The following is a 24,873-nucleotide window of genomic DNA, read 5'->3' as shown; positions in this document are numbered from 1 at the left end:
AGATCAAAAGATCAAAAGATCAAAAGATCGCAGCCTTCGGCAGCTCCTACAGCGCAGTCGAGCGGGAGCAAGCTCCTCGCCACGGGGATATGCGTTACCCCGGAAAACCATTCGGGCAAGGCACTCACCTGAAAAACGGCACATCCCCCAACACCGTCGCCCGGTGCATCACGCGCCGGGCAGGGCGGTAGTCGTCCACGGCGAAATGCTGGGTGACGCGGTTGTCCCAGAACGCCACATCGTTGGCCTGCCAGCGCCAGCGAACGGTGAATTGCGGACGTGTCGCGTGGGCGAACAACAGTTTCAGGATCGCCTCGCTTTCGGTTTCTGATAGCTCATTGATGCGTGCGGTAAAGCCTTCGTTGACGAACAACGAGCGGCGGCCACTCACCGGATGCGTGCGAATCACCGGATGGGACAGCGGTGGGTTTTTCCGCCGTGCTTCTTCCCAGCGCACCAAGTCCTCGGCGGAGTTGCCGAAGCGCTCCAGCGGAAACGAACGGGTGAAGTCGTGAGTCGCCGTCAGGCCTTCCAGCAGGCTTTTCAATGGCGCCGACAAGGCTTCGTAGGCGGCAATGCCGCTGGCCCACAACGTGTCGCCGCCAAACGCCGGCAGTAGCTTGGCGCTGAGCACGGCGCCCAGGGCAGGGGTCGGCAGGAAGGTCACGTCGGTGTGCCACACCGCGTTATCGCGAACGTCGGTGACGGCGGTGTCGAGCACCAGCACTTCGGGCTGCTCCGGTACGTTGGGGTAGATCGGATGAATGTGCAGGTCACCGAAATACCCAGCGAAACGTGCCTGTTGCGGCGGTTCGATCGGCTGGTCGCGGAAAAACAGCACCTGGTGTTCCAGCAGCGCCTGCTCGATGAAATCCCGGTCTTCCAGGCCCAGCGGTTGGCTGATGTCGATCCCGCTGATCTGTGCGCCGAGGGCAATGCTCAAAGGGGTAATGGTCGGGCGGCTCATGGTGGTCTCTCGGATGGGCGCCGAAGGGTCGGCGTGGTCGTTGCGTATCAATGGGCCTGGCCGTGCCATGGCACCAGCTTGCGTTGCAGGGCGCGCAGGCCCATTTCCATGGCGAAGGCGATCAGTGCGATCACCAGGATTCCCAGCACCACCACATCGGTGACCAGGAACTGCGCCGCCGATTGCACCATGAACCCCAGGCCGCTGGTGGCCGCGATCAATTCAGCGGCGACCAGCGTCGACCAACCCACGCCCAGGCCGATGCGGATACCGGTGAGGATGTCCGGCAGGGCGCTGGGCACGATCACGTGGCGGATCAGTTGCGCCCGGGTGGCACCGAGGGATTGCGCCGCCCGCAGTTTCGCCGGGTCAACCGTGCGCACGCCGGTGGCGGTGGCGATGGCGATCGGGGCGAAGATCGCCAGGTAGATCAACAGGACTTTCGACAGCTCGCCGATGCCGCACCAGATCACGATCAGCGGCAGGTAGGCCAGGGGCGGGATCGGTCGATAGAATTCGATCAGCGGATCGAGCACCCCACGGGCGATACGGTTGGCGCCGATGGCAATGCCCACCGGCACCGCCGTCAGCACCGCGAACAACAGGCCCAGGCCAATCCGTCCCAGGCTTGCGCCCAGGTGTTGCCAGAGGGTCGAATCCATATAGCCGCTGGTTGCGAGCAGCCAACCCTTTTGCAGCACGGCGGAGGGCGGCGGCAGGAACAGCGGTTCGATCAGTCCGGTGGCGGTGATTGCCCACCAGAGAAACAGCAGCACGACCAACGTCAGCCCGCTGATCCAGCGTGTGCTCAGGCTGCGTCGTACGGGGACGGGCGCGTGCGGCTTCACGGCATCGTCGGCCACGGCTGGAATTTCATAGCTGCTCATGCGCGCTCCTGTTGTCGAGTGGCGCTGCGTTGGGAAAACACCTTGGCAAGCACATGCTCGCGGGTCTCGATGAAGCGTGGATCGGACTTGATGGACCGGGCCGATTCGCCCGCGCCGTAGCGGCGGCCGAAATTCAGGCTCAGGCGCTCGACGATCTGCCCGGGATCGGGTGCCAGCAGGATCAGGTCGGTCGCCAGGAACACCGCTTCCTCAATGTCGTGGGTAATCAGGAACACCGGTTTGGCGGTGCGTTGCCAGACTTGCAGCAGCAACTCTTGCATCTGCTCGCGAGTGAAAGCGTCCAGGGCGCCGAAGGGTTCGTCCATCAACAACAGGCGAGGGTCGGCCGCCAACGCGCGGGCCAGGCCGACGCGTTGCTTCTGGCCGCCGGAGAGCTGCCAGACGCGGCGCTTTTCGAAACCGGCCAGGTCCACCAAAGCGAGCATTTCCCGTGCGCGAGCCTCGCGTTTTTCCTTGGCGACCCCGGCCAGTTCCAGGCCGAAAGCGACGTTCGCCAGCACGTCCTGCCAGGGCAACAGCGCATCGTCCTGGAACACCACGCCACGTTCGGCGCCGGGGCCCGACACCGGCACGTCGTCGAGGGTGATCTGCCCGGCGCTGGGCTCGACGAACCCGGCAATCAGGTTCAGCAGCGACGTCTTGCCGCTGCCGGATGGGCCGAGGGCGACCAGCAACTGCTGCGGGCCCAGGGTCAATGAAATATCCGCCAGTACCGGTTTCGTTGCGCCGGGGTACTGTGCGCTGATGCGCTCCAGCTGTAGCAAGGCCATCTCGGCGTCTCCTGTTTCGGTCAGCGAGTGATGTATTTGGCGCTGACGTACGGCGCGTAATCCGGCAGCACCGCTTCGACCTTGCCTTGTTCCTTGAGGAACGCGGCAGTGTTGGTGATCGCCTGGGTGGTTGGAGCGCCGAGGCTCACCACCTGGTCTGCGGCCAGCGGGAAGACGTTGCCTTGCAACAGCAGCGGGATATCGCTGGCCTTGGCGCCGGAGAGCTTCACCAGCTTGTCGATATTGGACGCATCGGCCAGCCAGGCTTGCGGATCCTTGCGGTACTGGGCGTAGGCATCCAGGGTGACTTTGGCGAACGCGGTGACGATTTCGGGATGTTGCTGGGCGAAATCCTTGCGCACGATCCAGGCGTCGAAGGTCGGTGCGCCGAACTGGGCCAGTTCAGCTGAAGTGATCAATACCTTGCCGTTTTCCTTGGCCACGCCCAGGGCCGGGTCCCAGACGTAGGTGGCGTCGATGTCGCCGCGTTTCCAGGCGGCGATGATGGCCGGCGGGGCGAGGTTGAGCACCGTGACTTTCGACGGGTCGATGTTCCAGTGCTTCAGCGCGGCGAGCAGGCTGTAGTGGCCGGTGGAGACAAACGGCACGGCGATCTTCTTGCCGATCAGGTCTTGCGGGGTCTTGATGCCGGAGCCGTCACGGGCCACCAAGGCTTCAGCGGCGCCGATCTGGGTGGCGATGAGGAAAGTTTCCACTGGAACCTTACGCGTGATGGCGGCGGTCAGCGGGCTGGAACCGAGGTAACCGATCTGCACATCGCCCGAGGCAATGGCGGCGATGATATCGGCGCCATTGTCGAACTTGCGCCAGGCGATCTTGGCCTGGGTGGCTTTTTCATAGGCGCCGTCGGCTTGGGCGACTTTCGCCGGGTCAACGGTGGTCTGGTAGGCGACGGTCAGGTCGGCCGCCTGGGCAAAAAGACTCGCCGCAGCCAGGGAGGCGGCCGCGAGAAGGCGAAGGGGAAAACTCAAAGACATGGTGTAGCTCCTCAACAGGCCGCCGGAGAGTCGGCGTTGGAGAAGACTAAATGATCTAAGAATTAAGAAATAAATAACTTTTTCGAATTAGCTTATCTGCGAAAAAATCTATCGAGAACGGCTCGGAACCCTTGTGGCGAGGGAGCTTGCTCCAGCCGGACTGGGTCGTAGGAGCTGCCGAAGGCTGCGATCTTTTGATCTTTTGATCTTTGATCTTTCGCTTGGGACTCAAGCGTTAGTGGAAAGATCGCAGCCTCGCTTCGCTCGGCAGCTCCTACGCAGCTCCTGCGCAGCGCCTACGGGGTAGCTAATTACTAATCGCCAAAATGCTCGCCTGGTACGAACCCACGAACACGTCGAAATCCCCCACCTCGTTCTGCTCCAGCTCGGTTTGCTGGACCAGGGACTGGCGAGCGGTTTGCTCGAACGCGGCTTGCTCTTCGGTCGCCAACGGCTCGGCGCGGAAGAACTCGGCGTGGGCCTTGCTCTGGCGCAGGGAGAACTGAGCGAAGCTTTCCTGATGCTCGGCCATGGCGGCCAGCACCTGGGCGGACGGCGTCAGCGATGGATCGCGGACCTTTGCCCGTTGCGCGTCCAGCGCCTGACGGTGGGCATCGCCACCCTGGCTCTGGTCAAGCAGCGCGGCCAGCGGAGCGATTTTTTCCAGCAATTCCAGAGCCCAGGCTTGCATGTCGACCGATTGGCCCTGGCGCTGCAATTGCAGGCCCGGCTTGCGGCCTTCCTTGACCACGGTCAGGAAGTTGCTGGTGGCGTTGCTGCACTCGTTGTTTTCCAGCTGTGGGCTGTCATTGAGGCCGCAATACAGCAGGAACGCGTCGAGGAACCGCGACTCGGTGAGGTCGATGCCCATCGGCAGGAACGGGTTGATGTCCAGGCAGCGGACTTCGACGTACTGGATCCCGCGAGCCATGAGCGCCTGGATTGGCCGCTCGCCGGTATAGGTCACGCGCTTGGGGCGGATGTTGGAGTAGTATTCGTTTTCGATCTGCAGGATGTTGGTGTTGAGCTGCACCCATTCGCCGTTCTGGTGGGTGCCGACTTCGACGTACGGCCCGTACGGCGTTGCCACCGCTTTACGCAGGCTGTCGGTGTAGCTTGCCAGATCGTTGTAGCAAGGCGTCAAGCCGGCCTGGGCGTTGCTCTGGTAACCCAGGTCGCTCATGCGCAGGCTGGTGGCGTAGGGCAGGTACAAGGTGTCCGGATCCAGCTGTTCCAACCGGTGCGGCCGGCCACGCAGGAAACCGACGTCGAGGGCCGGCGAGGCACCGAACAGGTACATCAACAGCCAGCTGTAGCGGCGGAAATTACGGATCAGTGCGATGTAGGCGGACGACTGGAAGTCCCGGTCGCTCAGATCGCTGGCTTCGTCCTGCCGGAGCAGGGGCCAGAGCTTCTCCGGCAGGGAAAAGTTGTAGTGGATCCCGGCGATGCATTGCATGGTCTTGCCGTAGCGCAGGGCCAGACCCTTGCGATAGACGTATTTGAGTCGACCGATGTTCGAGGTGCCGTAATAGGCGATCGGAATCTCTTCCTCGGCCGGCAACGGACACGGCATCGAAGGGCTCCACAGGTATTCGTCGCCGAGCTTGCTGTAGACGAACCTGTGGATCCTGTCGAGGCTGCGCAGGGTGTCGGCCGGGTTGGCCAGGGCCGGGGTGATGAACTCCAGCAGCGACTCGGAATAGTCGGTGGTGATCTGTTCGTTGGTCAACGCCGAGCCCAGGGCCTCGGGGTGCGGGGTCTGCGCCAGGTGCCCATCGCCCGTGACGCGCAGGCATTCACGCTCGATACCGTGGAGGCACTGCTCGAGCAGGGAGAGGTTGGCGCGCTCGCCGAGCAGGGCCAGGCGGCGGTTTAAAAGGTCGCTCAAGTTGAATTCCTTCACGCGTCAGTCGCCCCAATATGGGGGTGGGCAAGACGGTCTACAAGGGTGAAGTTAAAACTGGCGTTTTCGCCTGGTTTTTGTGCCAAAGGCCAGCCACCGCAACCCCACTGTGGGAGCGAGCTTGCTCGCGATGGCGGTGGAGCAGCCACAGTGATATTGACTGTAGATCCGCTATCGCGAGCAAGCTCGCCCCCACAGATGGGATTTCGACACCGCATCCGTGGAAATGAAATTACCCCAAATCGATGACAGGGAGCTATAGGACAGCGAACGTGCCTTGCGCTTTTGCGACCAGCTTGTCGCCCTGCATCACATCGGCCTCCACCACCAACGTGCGCCGGCCCGGGTGGATGACCCGGGCGGTGCACAACACCTCGCCGTCGGACACGGCGCGGATGTAGTTGATCTTGCACTCGATGGTTGCGCTCTGCTGGTCAAAGCCATGGACACTGGAGCAAGCCAGGCCCATGGCGATGTCCACCAGGCTGAACAGCGCGCCGCCGTGCAGCTTGCCGCCACGATTGCGCAACTCGGGTTCGAGGCCCAGGGCGACTTGCGCCACCCCGTCCCCGAGGCTGTGCAGACGGCAGCCGAGCAGCTTGAAGAACGCGCTCTCCACCAACCCGGCCGGTGCGTCCATCAGCGTTTCTTCAGTTGCTTGGCGTTGGCGAACAGCGAGGCCATGGCGTTGTTGGCCGGGGCTGCGGTGGCGGTTTCCTTGCGCGGTGCGGTGTTCTGCGATTGACGAGGCGTCGAGCCAGGACGCGCACCACGGGCACCGTCGATTTTCTCGCCCGGCGTGTCACTCATGCGCATCGACAGGCCAACGCGTTTGCGCGGGATGTCGACTTCCATGACCTTCACTTTCACCACATCACCGGCCTTTACCGCTTCGCGCGGGTCCTTGATGAATTTCTCGGACAACGCCGAGATATGCACCAGGCCGTCCTGATGCACGCCGATGTCGACGAACGCGCCGAAGTTGGTCACGTTGGTCACCACGCCTTCGAGGATCATGCCCGGTTGCAGGTCCTTGAGGTCTTCGACGCCTTCCTGGAATTCGGCGGTCTTGAACTCAGGACGCGGGTCGCGGCCCGGCTTTTCCAGCTCTTGCAGGATGTCGGTCACGGTGGGCAGGCCGAAGGTTTCGTCGGTGAATTTCTTCGGGTCCAGGCGCTTGAGGAACGCAGCGTCGCCGATCAGCGAGCGGATGTCGCGGTCGGTCTGGGCGGCGATGCGTTGTACCAGCGGGTAGGCTTCCGGGTGGACTGCGGAGGAGTCGAGCGGGTTGTCGCCGTTCATGACGCGCAGGAAGCCGGCGGCCTGCTCGAAGGTTTTTTCACCCAGGCGCGGGACTTTTTTCAACGCGGCGCGGGTCTTGAACGCGCCGTGTTCGTCACGGTGGGTGACGATGTTCTGCGCCAGGGTGGCGTTCAGGCCGGAAATACGCGCCAGCAGCGCCACCGAAGCGGTGTTCACGTCCACGCCCACGGCGTTCACGCAATCCTCCACCACGGCGTCCAGGCCACGGGCCAGTTTCAGTTGGGAAACGTCGTGCTGGTACTGGCCGACACCGATGGATTTCGGATCGATCTTCACCAGTTCCGCCAATGGATCCTGCAAGCGACGGGCGATGGACACCGCGCCACGGATCGACACGTCCAGGTCGGGGAATTCCTTGGAAGCCAGTTCCGACGCCGAATAAACCGAAGCGCCGGCCTCGGAGACCATGACCTTGGTCATCTTCATGGCCGGGTATTTCTTGATCAGCTCGGCGGCCAGCTTGTCGGTCTCGCGGCTGGCGGTTCCGTTGCCGATGGCGATCAGGTCCACCGAATGCTTGGCGCACAGGGCGGCGAGTACGGCGAGGGTCTGGTCCCACTTGTTGTGCGGCACATGGGGATAGACCGTGGCGTGATCCAGCAGTTTGCCGGTCGAGTCCACCACCGCCACCTTGCAACCGGTGCGCAGGCCCGGGTCCAGGCCCAGGGTTGCGCGCGGGCCGGCCGGTGCGGCCAACAGCAAGTCGTGCAGGTTGTGGGCGAATACGTTGATCGCCTCGGTCTCGGCGTTGTCGCGCAGCTCACCGAGCAAGTCGGTTTCCAGATGGGTGTAGAGCTTGACCTTCCAGGTCCAGCGCACCACCTCGGCTAGCCATTTGTCGGCGGCGCGGTTCTGGTTCTGGATGCCGAATTGCTGGCCGATCATGCCTTCGCACGGGTGCATGGTGCCGGGCAGTTCTTCACCGACCTTCAGTGCGGAACTGAGAATGCCTTCGTTGCGACCACGGAAAATCGCCAGGGCACGGTGGGACGGCATGCTCTTGAGCGGTTCGTCGTGCTCGAAGTAGTCGCGGAACTTGGCGCCTTCCTCTTCCTTGCCGGCGATGACGCGGGCGCTGAGGATGGCTTCCTGCTTGAGGAAGTTGCGCAGTTTCTCCAACAGGTTGGCGTCTTCGGCGAAGCGCTCCATGAGGATGTACTTGGCGCCTTCCAGCGCGGCCTTCACGTCCGCCACGCCTTTTTCGGCATCGACAAAGCGTGCGGCCTCGGTTTCCGGGGCCAGGGTTGGATCATTGAATAGGCCATCCGCCAGTTCGCCGAGGCCGGCTTCCAGGGCGATCTGGCCCTTGGTGCGGCGCTTCTGCTTGTAGGGGAGGTACAAATCTTCGAGGCGGGTCTTGGTATCGGCCAGCTTGATGTCGCGCTCGAGTTGCGGGGTCAGCTTGCCCTGCTCCTGGATGCTCGCCAGGATGCTGATGCGCCGTTCGTCGAGTTCGCGCAGGTAGCGCAGGCGCTCTTCCAGATGACGCAATTGCGTGTCATCGAGGCTGCCGGTCACTTCTTTCCGGTAACGGGCGATGAAAGGGACCGTGGAGCCTTCATCGAGTAGCGCGACGGCCGCTTCGACCTGTTGTGGGCGGACGCCGAGTTCCTCGGCGATGCGGCTGTTGATGCTGTCCATAAAACCACCTGACAAATTGTGAAATCAGGCTCGCTGCCGCAGAAGCCGGGCTCGGCGAGACTGGTTGAGCGGCCTGGCATGCGCCGCTGCCTGGGTCAAAAGGCTGCCTGTTGACCCGCGAAATTCAAAAAGTGCTGCCTGGCCAGGGGTAAATAATGCTGCGCCGGTGCAACGTTCCGGCCGGTCCTGGCACAAAAGGCCGCGCATTATAACCAGCGTTCCGTTGTTCGGGGGTGTCGTGAACCGAGGGTTTGATGGGTGGATTGCTGGAGATAGAGGAAAAATCTGCTAACAATGCACACGATGCGTATAACGGCAGCTAGGCCATAATGCGCGCCAAGATCAAAGGAGCTTCCTATGAGCAGCACTGCACAAACTGCTGAAGGCGAAAAAATTCTGATTGTTGACGACGATCCCGGGTTGAGCAGCCTGCTGGAGCGTTTTTTCGTCAGCAAGGGCTACCGCGCCCGCACCGTACCGAACACCGAGCAAATGGATCGCCTGCTGGCCCGTGAGGTGTTCAACCTCGTGGTCCTCGACCTGATGCTGCCTGGTGAGGACGGCTTGACCGCCTGCCGCCGCCTGCGTGGCGCCAACAACCAGATCCCAATCATCATGCTCACTGCCAAGGGCGACGAGCTGAGCCGCATCAAGGGGCTGGAACTGGGCGCCGACGATTACCTGGCCAAGCCGTTCAACCCGGACGAGCTGATGGCCCGGGTCAAGGCGGTCTTGCGTCGCCAGTCGGCCCCGGTGCCGGGCGCGCCGGGCAGCGAAGACGAAAGCGTGACCTTCGGCGACTATGAACTGTCCTTGGCTACCCGCGAGCTCAAGCGTGGCGACGAGATCCACATGCTCACCACCGGTGAGTTCGCCGTGCTCAAGGCCCTGGTGATGAACGCCCGCCAGCCGCTGACCCGGGACAAGTTGATGAACCTGGCCCGTGGTCGTGAGTGGGACGCGCTGGAGCGCTCCATCGACGTGCAGATTTCCCGCCTGCGCCGGATGATCGAGCCCGATCCATCCAAGCCGCGTTATATCCAGACGGTCTGGGGCGTCGGTTATGTGTTCGTGCCGGATGGCGCCGCCAGCAAGTGATCGGCGATTTGTAGGAGCGGGTAGCCTGGCTGGTTGAAAGGTCTTCTTCCAGGCGACTCGCGGTCCGTCATTGTGCGAGCATCGCTCGCTCCTGCAAGTGTGTAGCGGTTATTCATGAAAACCCCCGTTTGGTTCCCCCAGAGTTTTTTCTCCCGCACCCTCTGGCTGGTGCTGATCGTCGTGCTTTTTTCCAAGGCGCTGACGCTGGTCTACCTGCTGATGAACGAAGACGTGCTGGTGGACCGCCAATACAGTCACGGCGTGGCCTTGACCCTGCGGGCCTATTGGGCCGCCGACGAAACCAATCGAGCGAAGATTGCCGAGGCGGCAACATTGATTCGGGTCGTTGGCGCCGGCGTGCCGGAAGGGGAGCAGCACTGGCCGTACAGCGAGATCTATCAACGGCAGATGCAGGCCGAACTGGGCGCCGACACCGAGGTGCGGCTGCGCATGCATTCGCCTCCGGCATTGTGGGTACGCGCCCCGAGCCTGGGTGACGGTTGGTTGAAGGTGCCCCTGTACCCGCATCCATTGCGTGGCCAGAAAATCTGGAACGTGCTGGGCTGGTTCCTGGCGATCGGCCTGCTCTCGACGGCTTCGGCGTGGATTTTCGTCAGCCAGCTCAACCAACCGCTCAAGCGCCTGGTGTACGCCGCCCGGCAGCTGGGGCAGGGGCGTAGCGTACGGTTGCCGATCAGCGATACCCCCAGCGAGATGACCGAGGTCTACCGCGCCTTCAACCAGATGGCGGAGGATGTCGAACAGGCCGGGCGTGAGCGTGAGTTGATGCTTGCGGGGGTCTCCCATGACCTGCGCACGCCCCTGACTCGATTGCGGCTTTCCCTAGAATTGATGGGCGAGCACACCGACCTGACCGACGAGATGGTTCGCGACATCGAAGACATGGACGCGATTCTCGACCAGTTCCTGGCGTTCATTCGCGACGGTCGTGACGAGTCCGTGGAGGAGGTGGACCTCAGTGAGTTGGTGCGGGAAGTGGTTGCGCCCTATAACCAGAACGACGAAAAAGTGCAGCTGCGCCTGGAGCCGATCCAGCCGTTCCCGTTACGCCGGGTGTCCATGAAGCGTTTGCTGAACAACCTCATCGGCAATGCTCTGAACCATGCGGGCGCCGGTGTTGAAGTCGCGGCCTATGTCTCCGGCGACACCAGTGCGCCTTACGTGGTGCTGAGCGTCATGGACCGTGGCGCTGGCATTGATCCGTCGGAGTTGGAGGCCATTTTCAATCCCTTTACCCGGGGCGATCGCGCCCGAGGAGGAAAGGGCACCGGACTGGGCCTGGCGATCGTCAAGCGCATTGCCTCCATGCACGGCGGCAACGTCGAACTGCGCAACCGCGTCGGTGGCGGCCTGGAGGCGCGGGTGCGCTTGCCGTTGGGCTTGATGCTGCCTCGGGATGCGGTTTAGAGGCAGCTACGAGTTATAAGCTGCAAGTTTAAGCGGTTCGGCTTACCGCTTGCAGCTTGCAGCTTGCAGCTTGCGGCTCGCAGCTGCTTTTAGCCTTTGCCTTTGGTCCTGGTCATGTTCGGCCCGCCATTCTTTTCCAGGTGCTCGATAATGATCCCCGCCACGTTCTTGCTGGTGGTGGTCTCGATGCCTTCCAGGCCTGGCGAGGAGTTGACCTCCATCACCAGCGGTCCGTGATTGGAACGCAGGATATCCACGCCAGCCACGGCCAGCCCCATGACCTTGGCGGCACGCAGGGCGGTCATGCGTTCTTCGGGGGTGATCTTGATCAGGCTCGCACTGCCGCCACGATGCAAGTTGGAGCGGAACTCACCGGGCCGAGCCTGGCGCTTCATCGAGGCGATTACCTTGTCTCCGACCACGAAACAACGAATGTCCGCACCGCCGGCTTCCTTGATGTATTCCTGGACCATGATGTTCTGCTTCAGGCCCATGAACGCCTCGATCACCGATTCCGCCGCCGTCGCGGTTTCGCACAGCACCACGCCAATGCCCTGGGTGCCCTCCAGCACCTTGATCACCAGGGGGGCGCCATTGACCATCGCGATCAGGTCGGGAATGTCATCCGGCGAGTGGGCAAAGCCGGTCACGGGCAGGCCGATGCCGCGCCGAGACAGCAATTGCAGGGAGCGCAGCTTGTCTCGCGAGCGAGCAATCGCGACGGACTCATTGAGGGGATACACGCCCATCATTTCAAACTGGCGCAATACCGCGCAGCCGTAGAAGGTCACCGATGCGCCGATGCGCGGGATGACCGCATCGAAGCCTTCCAGCGGCTTGCCGCGGTAATGGATCTGCGGCTTGTGGCTGGCGATGTTCATGTAGGCGCGCAGGGTATCGATCACCACCATTTCATGGCCACGTTCGGTCCCGGCTTCAACCAGGCGACGGGTGGAATACAGACGCGGATTTCGCGACAGCACAGCGATCTTCATGCAACACCTGTGGCAGAGGTAGTGGACACCGGGAATGCCGGCTTGTCTTGGACGTATTTGATGCCTGGATTGACCACCAACTGGCCGTCAATCAAGGCTTTGGAACCCAGCAACAGGCGATAACGCATGGATTTGCGGCAGGCGAGCGTGAACTCGACCCGCCAGAACCGATCGCCCAGCGCCAGCGTGGTGCTGATCACGTAGCGGACCTGGGCGTGGCCGTTGGAACTCTTGATGGTCTTGCGCGCTACCAGCGGCGCTTCGCAGCGGCGATGGCGCAACTGCACCACCGTGCCCAGGTGCGCGGTGAAACGCACCCATTTTTCGCCGTCGCGCTCGAACGGCTCGATGTCGGTAGCGTGCAGGCTGGAAGTACTGGCTCCGGTGTCGATTTTTGCGCGCAGGCCGGCGACTCCCAAGTCCGGGAGCGCCACCCATTCGCGCAGACCGACGACGGTCAGATGGTCAAATGTCTTCAATAAAAACAACCTGAAATTGGCACATCGGATCGCGGACTCCGCGAATCGCGGTATTCACGCAGAATAATCACAAAATGGCGACAGTTATCTACGCTCCCGTTTGAATGTGTAATCGATGCCCACGCCCGCCCTATGAACGGGCTGTGCGGCGGGCATTCTATCCGTCGCGACGGATTCGTGCGCCCGACAAAAACGGTAGTACAGTTCCAGCTATTCGTTAGAAAGAGGAATTCCAGTGGCACAAAAAAGCGAAGAGGATGACAAGGTCCGTCTCGATAAATGGTTGTGGGCGGCACGATTCTACAAGACCCGAGCCTTGGCCAAGGCCGCCATTGAAAGCGGCAAGGTCCATCACCGGGGCGAGCGTTGCAAGCCTGGCAAAGAGCCACGTATCGGTGACGAATACGTCATCCGTACCGGTTTTGATGAAAAAACCGTGGTTGTCGAAGCCTTGTCCATCGTGCGTCGCGGCGCGCCGGAAGCTCAAACGCTATACCGCGAGACCGAAGCCAGCGTCGCCAAGCGCGAAGCTGCAGCCGCCCAGCGCAAGGCCGGCGCCCTGGGTGTGAGCACCGATGGCAAGCCGAGCAAGAAGCAGCGTCGGGACCTTTTCAAGTTTCATGGCAGCAACAACGAATAAAGCGCCGGTCATTTCAGCCGTGGCGAGGGAGCTTGCTCCCGCTGGGCTCTGTAGGAGCTGGCGAAGGCTCGGGCCGCGTTCGGACGATCTTTTGATCTTGGTCATTCGCTCGCGACTCAATTGTCAGGGGAAAGATCGCAGCCTCGTTGCACTCGACAGCTCCTACGCAGCGTCTACAGGTAAGTGGTCGGTCCCTTCCCGTCAGGCAAACCCAAGCCTTGCTTGGAACCCACCCTGAATGCCCATAAAATGCCCGTCATCCATTGCCATCACCTTAGATACCAGACCCTATGACTGATTTACCGGATACCGACTACACCCAACGTTTCATCTTCGATGACAGCGATGCCCGTGGCGAGCTGGTGGCGTTGGAGCGTAGCTACGCCGAAGTCCTTGCCAAGCACGCCTATCCGGAGCCGGTCGCGCAATTGCTCGGCGAGTTGATGGCCGCCGCGGCGCTGCTGGTGGGTACCTTGAAATTCGATGGCTTGCTGATCCTCCAGGCGCGCTCCGAAGGTCCGGTGCCCCTGCTGATGATCGAATGCTCCAGCGAGCGAGAGATCCGTGGCCTGGCCCGTTATCACGCAGAGCAGATCGCGCCGGACGCGACCTTGGCCGACCTGATGCCCAACGGCGTGCTGGCCCTGACCGTCGACCCGAGCCATGGCAAGCGCTACCAGGGTATCGTCGATCTCGACGGCGCAACGCTGGCCGAATGTTTCACCAACTACTTCGTGATGTCCCAGCAGACCAACACCCGTTTCTGGCTCTATGCCGACGGGCGGCGCGCCCGTGGATTGCTGCTGCAGCAATTGCCTGCCGACCGCATCCGTGATCCAGAAGAGCGCGACGCCAGCTGGCAGCACGTCACCGCTCTGGCCAGCACCTTGAGCGCCGATGAGCTGTTGGGGCTGGACAACGAAACGGTCCTGCATCGCCTGTACCACGAAGAGCAGGTTCGCTTGTTCGATGGCCAGCCGTTGCGCTTCAAATGCAGTTGCTCCCGTGAACGTTCCGGCAATGCGCTGGTCAGTCTGGGTCTGGAAGATGCGCAGCAACTGGTGATCGAACATGGCGGCGCCATTGAAATCGATTGCCAGTTTTGCAATGAGCGCTACCTGTTCGATGCCGCGGACATCGCCCAATTGTTCGCTGGTGCGGGTGTCGACACACCGTCAGATACTCGTCACTAAAACGGTTCAGCGCAGGTAAATCTCCTGGCAAACGCCGGATTTACGCCGTACTGACGGGAGGGCCCTACTTTTTTTGGGCTTTTCTGGCATAATCCGGCCCACTTTTTTCGGGTAGTAGTGCGCGACTTCCTACTACAAAACGTTTGGAGCACTCGGCCACGGGCCGACGGGGAATCTCATGACGCAAGCCAATAACGCCGTGTACACCGATCTGAGTGTCGATGATCTGGTCAAAGAAGCCCTGAATCGCGGTGAAGGCGAGCTTGCCGATACTGGCGCGCTGGTTGTACGTACCGGTCATCGTACCGGTCGCTCGCCAGTCGACCGTTTCATCGTGGAAGAGCCAACCACCCAGCACGCCATTGCCTGGGGCCCGATCAACCGCAAGTTCCCGGCCGACAAGTTCGACGCCCTGTGGAACCGCGTCGCAGCCTACCTGGGCGAGCGCGAGCGTTTTGTTTCCCATGTGCATGTAGGTTCCGATCCGGCGCACTACCTGCCGGTCAAGATGACCACCGAGACCGCGTGGCACAACCTGTTCGGCCGCTGCCTCTTCATCAACCCCGAGCAATACAACGCCGGCGGCAAGGACGAGTGGCAGATCCTCAACGCGCCGAACTTCGTCTGCGAGCCTGAGCGTGACGGCACCAACTCCGACGGCACCGTGATCATCAACTTCGCGGCCAAGAAAGTGCTCATCGCTGGCATGCGCTACGCCGGTGAGATGAAGAAAGCCCTGTTCTCCGTGCAGAACTTCCTGCTGCCGGCTGTTGACGTGCTACCGATGCACTGCGCCGCCAACATGGGCGAAGAGGGCGATGTGACCCTGTTCTTCGGTCTGTCGGGCACCGGCAAGACCACCCTGTCCGCCGACGAAAGCCGTTACCTGATCGGTGACGACGAGCACGGTTGGGGCGTGGGCGTGGTCTTCAACATCGAAGGCGGTTGCTATGCCAAGTGCATCGACCTGTCCGAGAAGAACGAGCCGGTCATCTGGAAAGCCATCCAGCACGGTGCCGTACTGGAAAACGTCGTCCTGGACCCAGTCACCAAGAAAGCCGACTACGCCGACGACAGCCTGACCCAGAACAGCCGCGCCGCCTACCCGCGTGAGCTGATCGAAAAACGCGCGCCGAAAAACCTCGGTGGCGAGCCAAACGCCGTGATCTTCCTGACCTGCGACCTGACCGGCGTACTGCCGCCCGTGTCGATCCTCAGCGAAGAACAAGCCGCCTACCACTTCCTGTCCGGCTACACCGCACTGGTGGGCTCGACCGAAATGGGTTCGGGCAGCGGCATCAAGTCGACCTTCTCCACCTGCTTCGGCGCCCCGTTCTTCCCGCGTCCAGCCGGTGAATACGCAGAGCTGCTGATCAAGCGCATCCGTGGTTTCGGCTCCAAGGTCTACCTGGTCAACACCGGCTGGACCGGCGGTGGCTACGGCGTCGGCAAGCGCTTCAACATCCCGACCACCCGTGCGGTGATCGCAGCCATCCAGAGCGGCGCGCTGATCGGTGCTGAAACCGAACACCTGGACATCATCAACCTGGACGTGCCGCTGGCTGTTCCAGGCGTCGAGACTGGCCTGTTGAACCCACGCAACACCTGGGCCGACAAAGCCGCCTACGACGAAGCCGCCAAGGCATTGGCCGGCCTGTTCATCGAGAACTTCAAGAAGTTCGAAGTGAGCGACGCGATCAAGGCGGCAGGTCCGCAGCTGTAAGGCTTGATTGGTCAATGAAAAAGCCGCCCTTCGAGGGCGGCTTTTTTGTGGGCGACTAGTTTTCTTCCAATGCCTGCGTATCCCATCGCTGCGCCTTGATTGCCTTGTAAAGCATGCCGATGGTCAGCGGCATCTTGTTTGCGCGCCCCTTCGCCCTGCGCTTTTGGAACACATCGAAACCTTCCGGTTGGAAATAGCGATAGGCGTCATAGTCAGTGAGCTCGACGGCGAACCGCTCTTCCAGTGTTTCCATCAAGTGCCGCGCATCCGCGCCGTCGCAGCCCAGATCGTGATTGATCGCGGTCTCCAGGCGAAGGGTCTTGCGTTCCGGCAGGCCGATCTCTTCATGGAGCAATTCCATGAGTTGCCGCATGACGAGATCGTCGGGGAAGTCTGGGGCGAAGTGCATGTCGAGGGATCCAACGGGTAGGAATGGCACGGCTGTACGGTTGGCAAGTTTAGGGCGAAACCCTATCCCAATAAAAAGAAGAAAAGTCTCACGTCAGACTTGGAACCGTCCGGTGAGCATTTCTTCGCTTACTCGGTAAGGTTCGCCGCGGCGCTTGGCGTCGTTGGCTTTTCCCGCAGAGCTTGATTTTTATCTAACGTCAACCGAATGACCCGGCCCGTGACGGTGCTCATTTACCTGTGAGCTGCATCCATCCGCTGAATGCCCGGCATCACACGAATAAATTTCAAAAAAAGTCAGTGGCTGGCTAAGGTGGAGGCTGTCCTTGGATCGCCAACAAGAGAGCAAACATGAGCCAGACAACCTTCGATATCCAGCGCGCCGCCGTGGTCGGTGCAGGCACCATGGGCCGTGGCATCGTGATGTGCCTGGCCAATGCCGGCGTCACCGTGCAATGGGTCGATAACAACCCTCAGATGCTTGAGCAGGCATTGGCTGCGGTGGCCGACACTTATGCCCATAACGTGCGCCAGGGCCGTATCGACCAAGGTGAAGCCGACGCTCGAATCGCCCGGATAGCACAGGCGCAGGACTACGCGGCGATTCGCAATGTGGACCTGGTCATCGAAGCGGTCTATGAGAATCTGGAACTCAAGCAGAAGATATTCCGCGAGCTGGACGGCATGCTCAAGCCCGAGGCGCTGCTGGCAAGCAACACTTCGGCGTTGGACATCGATGCCATTGCCGCCGCCACGCGTCGGCCAACCCAGGTCCTGGGCCTGCATTTCTTCAGCCCTGCGCACATCATGAAACTGCTGGAAATCGTCCGCGGCGCACAGACGTCAAAGGCTGTGCTGGACGCAGCGCTGGCGTTGGGCAAACGCATGGGCAAGGTAAGCGTGGTATCGGGTAATTGTCATGGCTTCATTGGCAACCGGATGCTGCATCCCTACGTGCTGGAGGCGCGCAAGATGCTGTTGGAGGGGGCGCTCCCTCATCAGGTCGATGCGGCGCTACAAGGCTTCGGCTTCGCCATGGGGCCGTTTCGCATGTACGACGTGGTCGGGATCGACCTGGAGTGGCGTGCGCGGGAACTGGCGGGCCGGGGGCAGGACGCACCTGAAGTGCAGGTGGATAACCGTCTGTGCGAATTGGGCCGGTTCGGCCAGAAAAGTGGCAACGGTTATTACCACTACGAGCCGGGCAGTCGACAGGCTGAGCACGATGTCGAGGTCGATGCGCTGGTGCAGCGGGTCAGCGAGGGGCTGGGTTTCCAGCGACGTGACATTGGTACCGAAGAGATCCTCGAGCGCTGCTTGCTGGCCCTGGTCAACGAAGGTGCGAAGATCCTCCAGGAAGGCATTGCCGAGTCGTCTCATGACATCGATCTGGTTTACCTCAACGGCTATGGCTTCCCGGCAGACAAGGGTGGCCCGATGGCCTGGGCTGACCAGCAGGGGCTTGAAGACATCCACGCGCGCTTGTTGGAGCTTGAAACCAAGCAGGGCGACCAATGGAAACCTGCTCGCTTGATCGGAGAGCTGGCTTCGCAAGGCAAAGGATTCTCCCAGCGATAACGCCGAGCCTTGCCCAGCATTCCAAAACCGATTACCCAAGGACACCTGATGCCCCAACGCACGGAATATCTGCACTTCCAGCCCATCACTACGCGCTGGCACGACAACGATGTGTACGGTCACGTCAATAACGTCACCTACTACGGGTTTTTCGATACCGCCGTGAACACCTACCTGATCGAAAGCGGCGGGTTGGATATCCACGAAGGAGAAGTGGTGGGCTTCGTAGTGAGTTCGGCCTGCGATTACTTTGCCTCGATCGCTTTTCCAGACCGGATCGAGGTTGGCCTGCGGGTCGGCAAGCTGGGCAACAGTTCGGTGCAGTACGAGCTGGCGGTGTTCAAGGTGGACGAGGACGAGGCCTGCGCGGCGGGGCGTTTCGTGCATGTTTTCGTGGATCGGACATCGAATCGGCCCGTGGCGATTCCTGATCGATTACGCGCAGCGTTGGAACGGTTGCTGGCCTGAAACAAAAAATCGCAGCCTCCGGTCAGTCTCTGACGAGAACGGCCGAAGGCTGCGATCTTTTACCGGCTGGCAGGAACGTCAGCGGTTAGTCGCGGTAGTAGCGGTGATGCTTCTTGCGATGCCCATAGGCATGGCCGCGACCCGGGTGGCCGTCACGATAGTAGCGACGATCGCCACGGCGACCTTCGTAACGGTCGTCATCGTCGTCCTTGCCCATGTAGTTGCCCAGTGCGCCACCGGCGCCACCGCCCGCTGCGGCACCGATCAGGCTGCCGGTGGTGCCGCCTACGCTGCGGCCGACCACGTTACCGCCGGCTGCGCCCAATGCGCCGCCGATCGCCGCTTCACCGCGGCTATGTTTGTCTGCGCCGACTGCGCTACCACCCGCGCCGCCAAGGGCTGCGCCGATAGTGGAGCCGGTATTGCCGCCCAGGGACTGGCCGACGACCGAACCCAAAACCCCGCCCAATGCGCCGCCTACACCTGCTTCGGCGGTACCGCCGGCAGACGCGACGCCACTGATCAGGCCAAGGGACAACAAGAGAATGGAGGAGAACTTCATAGAGGAGCCTCAAAGGGATGACGGCGCGATCCTGAGGCTGGCTTCGCTTGGTTACAATCGAAATCCGACGAGTAACACGACTTGTGCACAATTCTCTAAGTTATTGTTTTTAGGCTGGAACTTAACCGAATTTCGCCGGTCTTTAGCTACTTCAGACAGGCCGTTTTCATTGGAAAACGGCCTTTTTTGTGGGCGTCTGGAAGGACGGTGGAAGCCCGCCCCCTGAGGATTGCGTCAGGCCGACTTCGCCAGGATCAAGCCGTTTTCGCTCGCGGCTTCGAGGCGGATCGCCACGAACTTCGAGGTAGGGGTAAAGCTGCCGTCGCCCGTGCTTTCCAGCGGCACAAGAGGATTCACTTCCGGGTAATAGGCTGCGGCCTGCCCGGCGGGGATGTCGAAGGCCAGCAAGGTAAAGCCCTTGACCCGACGCTCACGGCCATCATCCCAGAGCGAAACGATGTCGGCTTTCTGCCCCGGCTTGAAGCCCAGGCGGATGATGTCCGCCTCGTTCACGAACAGCACGTCGCGTTGGCCCTTGACGCCACGATAACGGTCGTCCAACCCATAGATCGTGGTGTTGTACTGGTCGTGTGAGCGCATCGATTGCAGGATCAGGTCCGGCAGTTGGCCTGTCGCCCGGGTGCGCTCATGGATCAGGTCCGTCGGCAGCCGGTTGGGCTTGAAGTTGGCCCGGCCCGAAGGGGTATTCCAGCGACGGGCGCCGGCGCTGTTGCCCAGGTAGAAACCGCCGGGGTTCTTGAGTTTTTCGTTGAAATCCTTGAAGCCAGGGACGGTCTCGGCGATCAAGTCGCGGATGCGGCTGTAGTCGGCCACGAGCCAGTTCCAATCCACCGGGCGGCTGCCCAGCGTGGCGGCGGCGATGCCGGCAATGATCCAGGGCTCGGAACGCATCTGGTTCGACAGCGGCTGTAACTGCCCATTCGAGGCGTGAACCATGCTGAAGGAGTCTTCCACGGTCACGGCTTGCGAGCCTTCCGCTTGCAGGTCGATGTCGGTACGCCCCAGGCACGGCAAGATGAGCGCTTCCTTCCCATGGGCCAAGTGGCTGCGGTTGAGCTTGGTGCTGATCTGTACGGTCAGGTCGCAATTGCCCAGGGCCTGGAAGGTCCGGTGGCTGTCTGGCGTAGCCTGGGCAAAGTTGCCGCCCAGGGCGACGAACACTTTCGCCCGGCCTTCGGCCATGGCGTGGATCGCCTCGACCACGTTGTGGCCGTTTTCACGCGGTACCTTGAACTGGAAGCGCCGCTCCAGGGTGTCGAGGAACGCAACGGGCGGACGCTCGTTGATTCCCATGGTCCGATCGCCCTGCACGTTACTGTGGCCCCGAACCGGGCAGAGCCCTGCGCCTGGCTTGCCGATGTTGCCACGCAGCATCATCAGGTTGGCGATTTCCTGGATCGTCGCCACCGAATGACGGTGCTGGGTAATGCCCATTGCCCAGCACATGATGACGTTGTTGGCTTTGGCGTACATCCGCGCGGATTGCTCGATCTCGGCCAGGGTCAGGCCGGATTGCTCGACGATCTGCTCCCACGGGGTTTCATCGACGACTGCCAGGTATTCCAGGACGTTGGCGCTGTGTTCGTTGAGGAACCCATGGTCGAACACCGCAGGGCCGCCACTGTTCTGCGCGTCCCGTTCCCATTGCAACAGGAATTTCGCCATGCCCCGCAGCACAGCCATGTCACCGCCCAGGGCCGGGCGGAAATAGGCGGTGTTGGTCGGTTTATCACCGTTGGTGAGCATTTCCAGCGGATGCTGCGGATGCTGGAAGCGTTCCAGGCCGCGCTCTTTCAGCGGGTTGATACACACCACTTGGGCGCCACGTTTGACGGCTTCGCGCAGGGGCTCGAGCATCCGTGGGTGGTTGGTGCCGGGATTCTGGCCCCAGACGAAAATCGCGTCGGCATGTTCGAAATCGTCGAAGGTGACCGTGCCTTTGCCCACGCCCACGCTCTGGGACAGGGCCACGCCGCTGGCTTCATGGCACATGTTCGAGCAATCGGGAAAGTTGTTGGTGCCGAAGGCTCGCACGAACAGTTGATACAGGTAGGCCGCTTCGTTGCTGGCCCGGCCCGACGTGTAGAACTCCGCCTGGTTCGGGCTGGACAGTCCTTTCAGATGCTTGCTGATCAGCGCGAATGCCGCGTCCCAGCTGATGGGCTTGTAGCGGTCGGTTTCGGCGTCGTAGCTCATCGGTTCCGTCAGGCGCCCCTGGTATTCAAGCCAGTAATCGCTCTGTTCCAGCAACGACGTCACGCTGTGCTTGGCGAAAAAAGCCGCGTCGACACGACGCTTGGTCGCTTCCCAGTTCACGGCCTTGGCGCCGTTCTCACAGAACTTGACCATGCCGCTTTCCGGCGAATCACCCCAGGCGCAGCCGGGGCAGTCGAAACCGCCGTTCTGGTTGGTCTTGAGCATCATGCGGATGTTCTTCAGCGCGTTATCGCTGGTCAGCCAGGCCTGGGCGACGCTGATCAGCGCGCCCCAACCACCGGCAGGGCCCTTGTAGGGCTTGTAGCGCGGTGCGGGTTTCTGGTTGGCTTGTTGATAATTGCTCACGCTTGTTTCTCCATCGCAGGGCTATAGACCCGCGGCGCACTTTTTTGCGGCAGGTGGATGAGGTTGAGGTTGTGTTGGCGGGCCCACTGCACGGCGAGGCCCGTGGGCGACGACAGGCTGACCAGGGTCTGGATGCCCGCACGCAAGACTTTCTGGATCAATTCGAGGCTGCAACGGCTGGTGACGATCGCCAAGCCGCCGGCCACCGGGATTTGTTGCCGGATCAATGCGCCGATCAGTTTATCGAGGGCGTTGTGTCGGCCGATGTCTTCACGGCCGAGCAGCAGCTCGCCCTGGGCGTCCATGAACAATGCCGCATGGACCGCGCCGCAGTGCTGGCCCAGGGGCTGGAACTGGCTGATGCGTTGGCGCAGGCCGTCGAGCCATGGCGCCGGAGGCAGCGGTGCCCCGGGCAGCGCCTTGAGGTCGGGTAGCGCCTGTTCTACGGCTTCCACGCCACAGAGTCCGCAACCACTGGTGCCGGCCATCTGCCGGCGTTGCTGCTTGAGATTCCAGAAGGCGCGATTGGCAATGGTGACCTGGGCATATTGCGCGGAACCCGCACCGCTCAGTTGCAAATCATAGATATCCGCAGGGTCCTCGATGATGCCGCTGCCGAGGCTGAAGCCGACGATGAAATCTTCCAGATCAGTGGGCGTGACCAACATGACAGCCTGGCTGATGCCGTTATAGGCAATGGCCAACGCCACTTCCTCGGCCAGCGCGGTGCTGTCCGAGTCGGAGTGGTCCAGGTTGCAGTAGCGATAGCTCTGGCTGGCGGCTGGCGTGGAAGGTTCCCCGTCAGGCGTTGGACAGACCGGAGGCTTGTCGTTCATGGGCATCACTGAAAGTAGGAATAGTGGTAAGACTAAATGCGGCAATCTGCCACGTCTAATCGCTATTACTGATCTTTCAATAGATGACGTCGATCAAGAGATGCTTGTTGATTTCTGATAAAGCGCGAAACATGCCTCCGCCAACGCCGAGCGCGGGGCGCCGCGACGCATGATCAGGCCGAGCGGGACGAGCGACTGCGCCCCTTCAATGGGCTGGATCCGCAGGTCTTCGGCCATGTCGTGCAGGCCGCCTTCCAACGGCACCACCGCGCAACACAGCCCGCCGTGCACGGCCTGTAGCAGTTGATGCACGGCGTCGGTCTGCAACAGCGGTTGGGGTGACAATCCCCGACTGTGGAAATTGTGGTCGATGGACTGGCGAAAATGCATGCCGCTGGTGAGCATGCCCAAGGGCAATTCGACCAGCGCTTCCCAGCTCAGCGGTTGTTCATCGAAAAAGAAAAACCGCTGGTCGTAAAGCAGGCCCATGCGGGTATGGCTGAACGGCAGCGCCTCGAAACGATCGTTGTCCAGGCGTTCCAGGTAGGAAATGCCCAGGTCGATGCGGTTGTTCGCCAACTGTTCGAGAATCTGCTCGGAGCTCAGGGACGACAATTCGAAACGCAGGCTGGGGTGGTCGGCGTGCAGGCGCTGCATCATCGACAGCGGATCGAAGTTCGACAGCGGCACCACGCCCAGGCGCAGCGTGCCCACCAGGTTGCCCCGGCAGGCCGCCGCTTCGGCCTGAAGCCCGTCGTAGGCGGCCAGCACCGTGCGAGCCCAGGCCAGTACCCGTTCACCTGGCGCGGTAAAACCCTCGAAGCGCTGCCCCCGGTTGACCAGTGGCAGGCCAAGCTCTTCTTCCAGGCTGCGCAAGCGCATCGACAGGGTGGGTTGGGTGATGTGGCAACGAGCGGCGGCCTGGCCGAAGTGACGGGTTTCGTCGAGCGCGATGAGAAATTTCAGCTGCTTGATGTCCATCTTCGCTCCTGGGCGCTGGAAGGTTGGGATTCTAGCGCTTGCGCGTGGTGGGGTCATTGGTCAGTTGGTAAGCGGGTCCGGTGGGCTTGGTCTAGGCTTTGCGTCTGGACATTCGAACCCAGGGAGAGACAACCATGAGCCTTTTCAGTTTTTTAAAAGATGCCGGTGAGAAAATTCTTGATGCGCTGACGCCCGACAAGGCCGAAGCCAACAGCGAGGCGCTGACCAAGCACGTACAAGATGCCCTGACAGGTATAGATACTTCCAAGATCCAGATAAAAGTCGAAGGCGAAAAGGTCATTGCCACGGGCGAAGCCGCGACGCAGGAGGAAAAGGAAAAAATCCTTTTGGCCCTGGGCAACGTTGCCGGTATCAGTGGCGTGGATGACCAGATCACGGTCACCGGGCCGGTTGCTGTTGCGGCCAGGTTCGTCACCGTTGAGAAGGGTGACACCTTGAGTGCCATTTCCAAGCGGGTCTATGGGGATCCAAACAAGTACAACAAGATTTTCGAAGCCAACAAGCCGATGCTCAAGCACCCGGACAAGATCTACCCGGGGCAGGTGCTGCGTATCCCTGAGTAATCTTCAGACTTGCGGTGTCTTCATCGCGAGCAAGCGCGCTCCCACAGTTGACCACATGTCCCTGTGGGAGCGAGCTTGCTCGCGATGAAGGCGGTGCGGTTCAAAGTCCGGCAATCAAGTCCCGATAATCCCCGACCGCCTCAAACTCCCCCGTATCCTTCGGCCCCTTGCGGCTGTCCGGTTCGCTGACCGCCAGCAGGTGCCCGACGCCAAAGTCCCGGGCGCTGCGCAATACCGGCAGGGTATCGTCGATAAACAGGCTGCGGGCCGGGTCGAAATCCAGGTCGGCTTGCAAGGCATCCCAGAACTGCGGGTTCTCCTTGGGGAAACCGTAGTCATGGGAACTGATCAAGCGCTCGAAATACGGAGCCAGTTCGATACGCTCCAATTTCAAGGACAGCGAATCTCGGTGGGCATTGGTGATCATGACGACCCGTTTGCCGGCCCTTTGGATCGCCGCCAGGAATGTATCGGCGTCCGGACGCAACGCGATCAAGTGCGCGGTTTCCAGTTTCAACTCGCGCACCGGCAGTTTCAGTTCCTCGCTCCAGAAATCCAGGCAGTACCACTGCAACTGGCCGGCGTTGCGTTCGAACAGCGGTTGCAGCTCCATCTCGGCCATCGCGCGGCTGACGCCGTGCAGTTCGGCGTAGCGCTGGGGCAGGTGCTCCAGCCAGAAGTGGTTGTCGTAATGCAGGTCCAGCAAGGTGCCGTCCATGTCCAACAGCACCGTGTCGATCTCGTGCCAGGGCAATAAAGCCATCAAACTTCTCCAGCGGTAATCAGTTATCCGACACAAACAAT

At 61.4% G+C, this 24,873-nt stretch carries 23 protein-coding genes; 8 read left to right on the top strand and 15 right to left on the bottom strand.

What is annotated here, in order from left to right; genetic code table 11:
• Positions 1-124 precede the first annotated feature (124 nt).
• From tauD to M8Q45_RS23430, 7 genes are all read right to left on the bottom strand, one after another.
• On the bottom strand, positions 125-967 hold the full coding sequence (tauD, locus tag M8Q45_RS23460) for a taurine dioxygenase (RefSeq protein ID WP_249876579.1): 843 nt from the start codon (positions 965-967) through the stop codon (positions 125-127).
• A gap of 47 nt (positions 968-1,014) precedes the next feature.
• Positions 1,015-1,854, bottom strand: a complete 840-nt coding sequence (tauC, locus tag M8Q45_RS23455) for a taurine ABC transporter permease TauC (RefSeq protein WP_249876578.1) — start codon at positions 1,852-1,854, stop codon at positions 1,015-1,017.
• The gene (tauB, locus tag M8Q45_RS23450) at positions 1,851-2,645 is read right to left on the bottom strand and encodes a taurine ABC transporter ATP-binding subunit (RefSeq protein WP_249876577.1); all 795 of its coding nucleotides are present in this window, start codon (positions 2,643-2,645) and stop codon (positions 1,851-1,853) included. The genes tauC and tauB overlap by 4 nt, the downstream gene beginning before the upstream one ends.
• Positions 2,646-2,665: 20 nt before the next feature.
• Entirely contained in the window at positions 2,666-3,643 is a 978-nt protein-coding gene (gene tauA, locus M8Q45_RS23445) for a taurine ABC transporter substrate-binding protein (RefSeq protein WP_181290241.1), read from the bottom strand.
• A gap of 307 nt (positions 3,644-3,950) precedes the next feature.
• Positions 3,951-5,534: a glutamate--cysteine ligase gene (gshA, locus tag M8Q45_RS23440; protein ID WP_249876576.1), complete on the bottom strand. Its 1,584-nt coding sequence runs from the start codon at positions 5,532-5,534 to the stop codon at positions 3,951-3,953.
• 271 nt (positions 5,535-5,805) lie between these two features.
• Positions 5,806-6,189: a PaaI family thioesterase gene (locus tag M8Q45_RS23435; RefSeq protein WP_181290239.1), complete on the bottom strand. Its 384-nt coding sequence runs from the start codon at positions 6,187-6,189 to the stop codon at positions 5,806-5,808.
• Complete coding sequence (locus M8Q45_RS23430; RefSeq protein ID WP_249876575.1) at positions 6,189-8,513, bottom strand: Tex family protein; 2,325 nt, start codon at positions 8,511-8,513, stop codon at positions 6,189-6,191. Before M8Q45_RS23430 ends, M8Q45_RS23435 begins: the two co-directional genes overlap by 1 nt.
• A gap of 357 nt (positions 8,514-8,870) precedes the next feature.
• On the opposite strand from M8Q45_RS23430, the gene ompR reads away from it, so the two are divergent.
• The gene (gene ompR / locus M8Q45_RS23425; RefSeq protein WP_025211284.1) at positions 8,871-9,611 is read left to right on the top strand and encodes an osmolarity response regulator transcription factor OmpR; all 741 of its coding nucleotides are present in this window, start codon (positions 8,871-8,873) and stop codon (positions 9,609-9,611) included.
• A 114-nt stretch (positions 9,612-9,725) separates the two neighbouring features.
• On the top strand, positions 9,726-11,039 hold the full coding sequence (locus M8Q45_RS23420; protein ID WP_030140494.1) for an ATP-binding protein: 1,314 nt from the start codon (positions 9,726-9,728) through the stop codon (positions 11,037-11,039).
• Positions 11,040-11,128: 89 nt separating this feature from the next.
• Here the strand turns inward: M8Q45_RS23420 and rimK are convergent, their stop codons facing one another.
• Both rimK and rimB read right to left on the bottom strand, forming a co-directional pair.
• Complete coding sequence (gene rimK / locus M8Q45_RS23415; protein ID WP_030141550.1) at positions 11,129-12,034, bottom strand: 30S ribosomal protein S6--L-glutamate ligase; 906 nt, start codon at positions 12,032-12,034, stop codon at positions 11,129-11,131.
• Positions 12,031-12,513 carry a retropepsin-like aspartic endopeptidase RimB gene (gene rimB / locus M8Q45_RS23410; protein ID WP_039592641.1) on the bottom strand — a complete coding sequence of 161 codons (483 nt, stop codon included), beginning with the start codon at positions 12,511-12,513 and terminating at the stop codon, positions 12,031-12,033. Before rimB ends, rimK begins: the two co-directional genes overlap by 4 nt.
• A gap of 235 nt (positions 12,514-12,748) precedes the next feature.
• Here rimB and M8Q45_RS23405 point away from each other — a divergent pair, with 235 nt between their 5' ends.
• The 3 genes from M8Q45_RS23405 (at position 12,749) to M8Q45_RS23395 (ending at position 16,069) form a co-directional block, all read left to right on the top strand.
• Complete coding sequence (locus M8Q45_RS23405; RefSeq protein ID WP_249876574.1) at positions 12,749-13,153, top strand: RNA-binding S4 domain-containing protein; 405 nt, start codon at positions 12,749-12,751, stop codon at positions 13,151-13,153.
• 290 nt (positions 13,154-13,443) lie between these two features.
• Positions 13,444-14,346, top strand: coding sequence for an Hsp33 family molecular chaperone HslO (gene hslO, locus M8Q45_RS23400; protein WP_198797044.1), 903 nt, complete (start codon positions 13,444-13,446; stop codon positions 14,344-14,346).
• A 178-nt stretch (positions 14,347-14,524) separates the two neighbouring features.
• Entirely contained in the window at positions 14,525-16,069 is a 1,545-nt protein-coding gene (locus M8Q45_RS23395) for a phosphoenolpyruvate carboxykinase (protein WP_030141546.1), read from the top strand.
• Between the two features lie 55 nt (positions 16,070-16,124).
• Here the strand turns inward: M8Q45_RS23395 and M8Q45_RS23390 are convergent, their stop codons facing one another.
• On the bottom strand, positions 16,125-16,478 hold the full coding sequence (locus M8Q45_RS23390) for a DUF1493 family protein (protein ID WP_249876573.1): 354 nt from the start codon (positions 16,476-16,478) through the stop codon (positions 16,125-16,127).
• 350 nt (positions 16,479-16,828) lie between these two features.
• Between M8Q45_RS23390 and M8Q45_RS23385 the strand changes: the two genes are divergently transcribed.
• Positions 16,829-18,055, top strand: coding sequence for a 3-hydroxyacyl-CoA dehydrogenase (locus M8Q45_RS23385; RefSeq protein ID WP_249876572.1), 1,227 nt, complete (start codon positions 16,829-16,831; stop codon positions 18,053-18,055).
• 48 nt (positions 18,056-18,103) lie between these two features.
• Positions 18,104-18,523, top strand: a complete 420-nt coding sequence (locus tag M8Q45_RS23380; RefSeq protein WP_249876571.1) for an acyl-CoA thioesterase — start codon at positions 18,104-18,106, stop codon at positions 18,521-18,523.
• A gap of 85 nt (positions 18,524-18,608) precedes the next feature.
• Here M8Q45_RS23380 and M8Q45_RS23375 read toward each other — a convergent pair whose 3' ends face one another.
• The 4 genes from M8Q45_RS23375 to M8Q45_RS23360 all read right to left on the bottom strand — a co-directional run bounded on the left by M8Q45_RS23375 (position 18,609) and on the right by M8Q45_RS23360 (position 23,485).
• Positions 18,609-19,085 (bottom strand): glycine zipper domain-containing protein, encoded by a 477-nt coding sequence (locus M8Q45_RS23375; protein ID WP_030141539.1) that lies wholly within the window; start codon positions 19,083-19,085, stop codon positions 18,609-18,611.
• Positions 19,086-19,319: 234 nt separating this feature from the next.
• The gene (locus M8Q45_RS23370) at positions 19,320-21,668 is read right to left on the bottom strand and encodes an FdhF/YdeP family oxidoreductase (RefSeq protein ID WP_249876570.1); all 2,349 of its coding nucleotides are present in this window, start codon (positions 21,666-21,668) and stop codon (positions 19,320-19,322) included.
• Positions 21,665-22,504, bottom strand: coding sequence for a formate dehydrogenase accessory sulfurtransferase FdhD (gene fdhD / locus M8Q45_RS23365; RefSeq protein ID WP_249876569.1), 840 nt, complete (start codon positions 22,502-22,504; stop codon positions 21,665-21,667). Before fdhD ends, M8Q45_RS23370 begins: the two co-directional genes overlap by 4 nt.
• A 93-nt stretch (positions 22,505-22,597) precedes the next feature.
• Positions 22,598-23,485 carry a LysR family transcriptional regulator gene (locus M8Q45_RS23360; protein ID WP_030141536.1) on the bottom strand — a complete coding sequence of 296 codons (888 nt, stop codon included), beginning with the start codon at positions 23,483-23,485 and terminating at the stop codon, positions 22,598-22,600.
• Between the two features lie 134 nt (positions 23,486-23,619).
• On the opposite strand from M8Q45_RS23360, the gene lysM reads away from it, so the two are divergent.
• The gene (lysM, locus tag M8Q45_RS23355) at positions 23,620-24,069 is read left to right on the top strand and encodes a peptidoglycan-binding protein LysM (RefSeq protein WP_249876568.1); all 450 of its coding nucleotides are present in this window, start codon (positions 23,620-23,622) and stop codon (positions 24,067-24,069) included.
• Between the two features lie 100 nt (positions 24,070-24,169).
• On the opposite strand, the gene yrfG is transcribed toward lysM, so the two are convergent.
• Entirely contained in the window at positions 24,170-24,832 is a 663-nt protein-coding gene (gene yrfG / locus M8Q45_RS23350) for a GMP/IMP nucleotidase (RefSeq protein ID WP_030141534.1), read from the bottom strand.
• Positions 24,833-24,873 lie beyond the last annotated feature (41 nt).

This window comes from Pseudomonas sp. T1.Ur (assembly GCF_023516725.1).
GTDB lineage: Bacteria > Pseudomonadota > Gammaproteobacteria > Pseudomonadales > Pseudomonadaceae > Aquipseudomonas > Aquipseudomonas alvandae.
The sequence above is the reverse complement of the archived record's forward strand: the minus strand, read 5'-3'. Positions and strand labels throughout refer to the sequence as shown.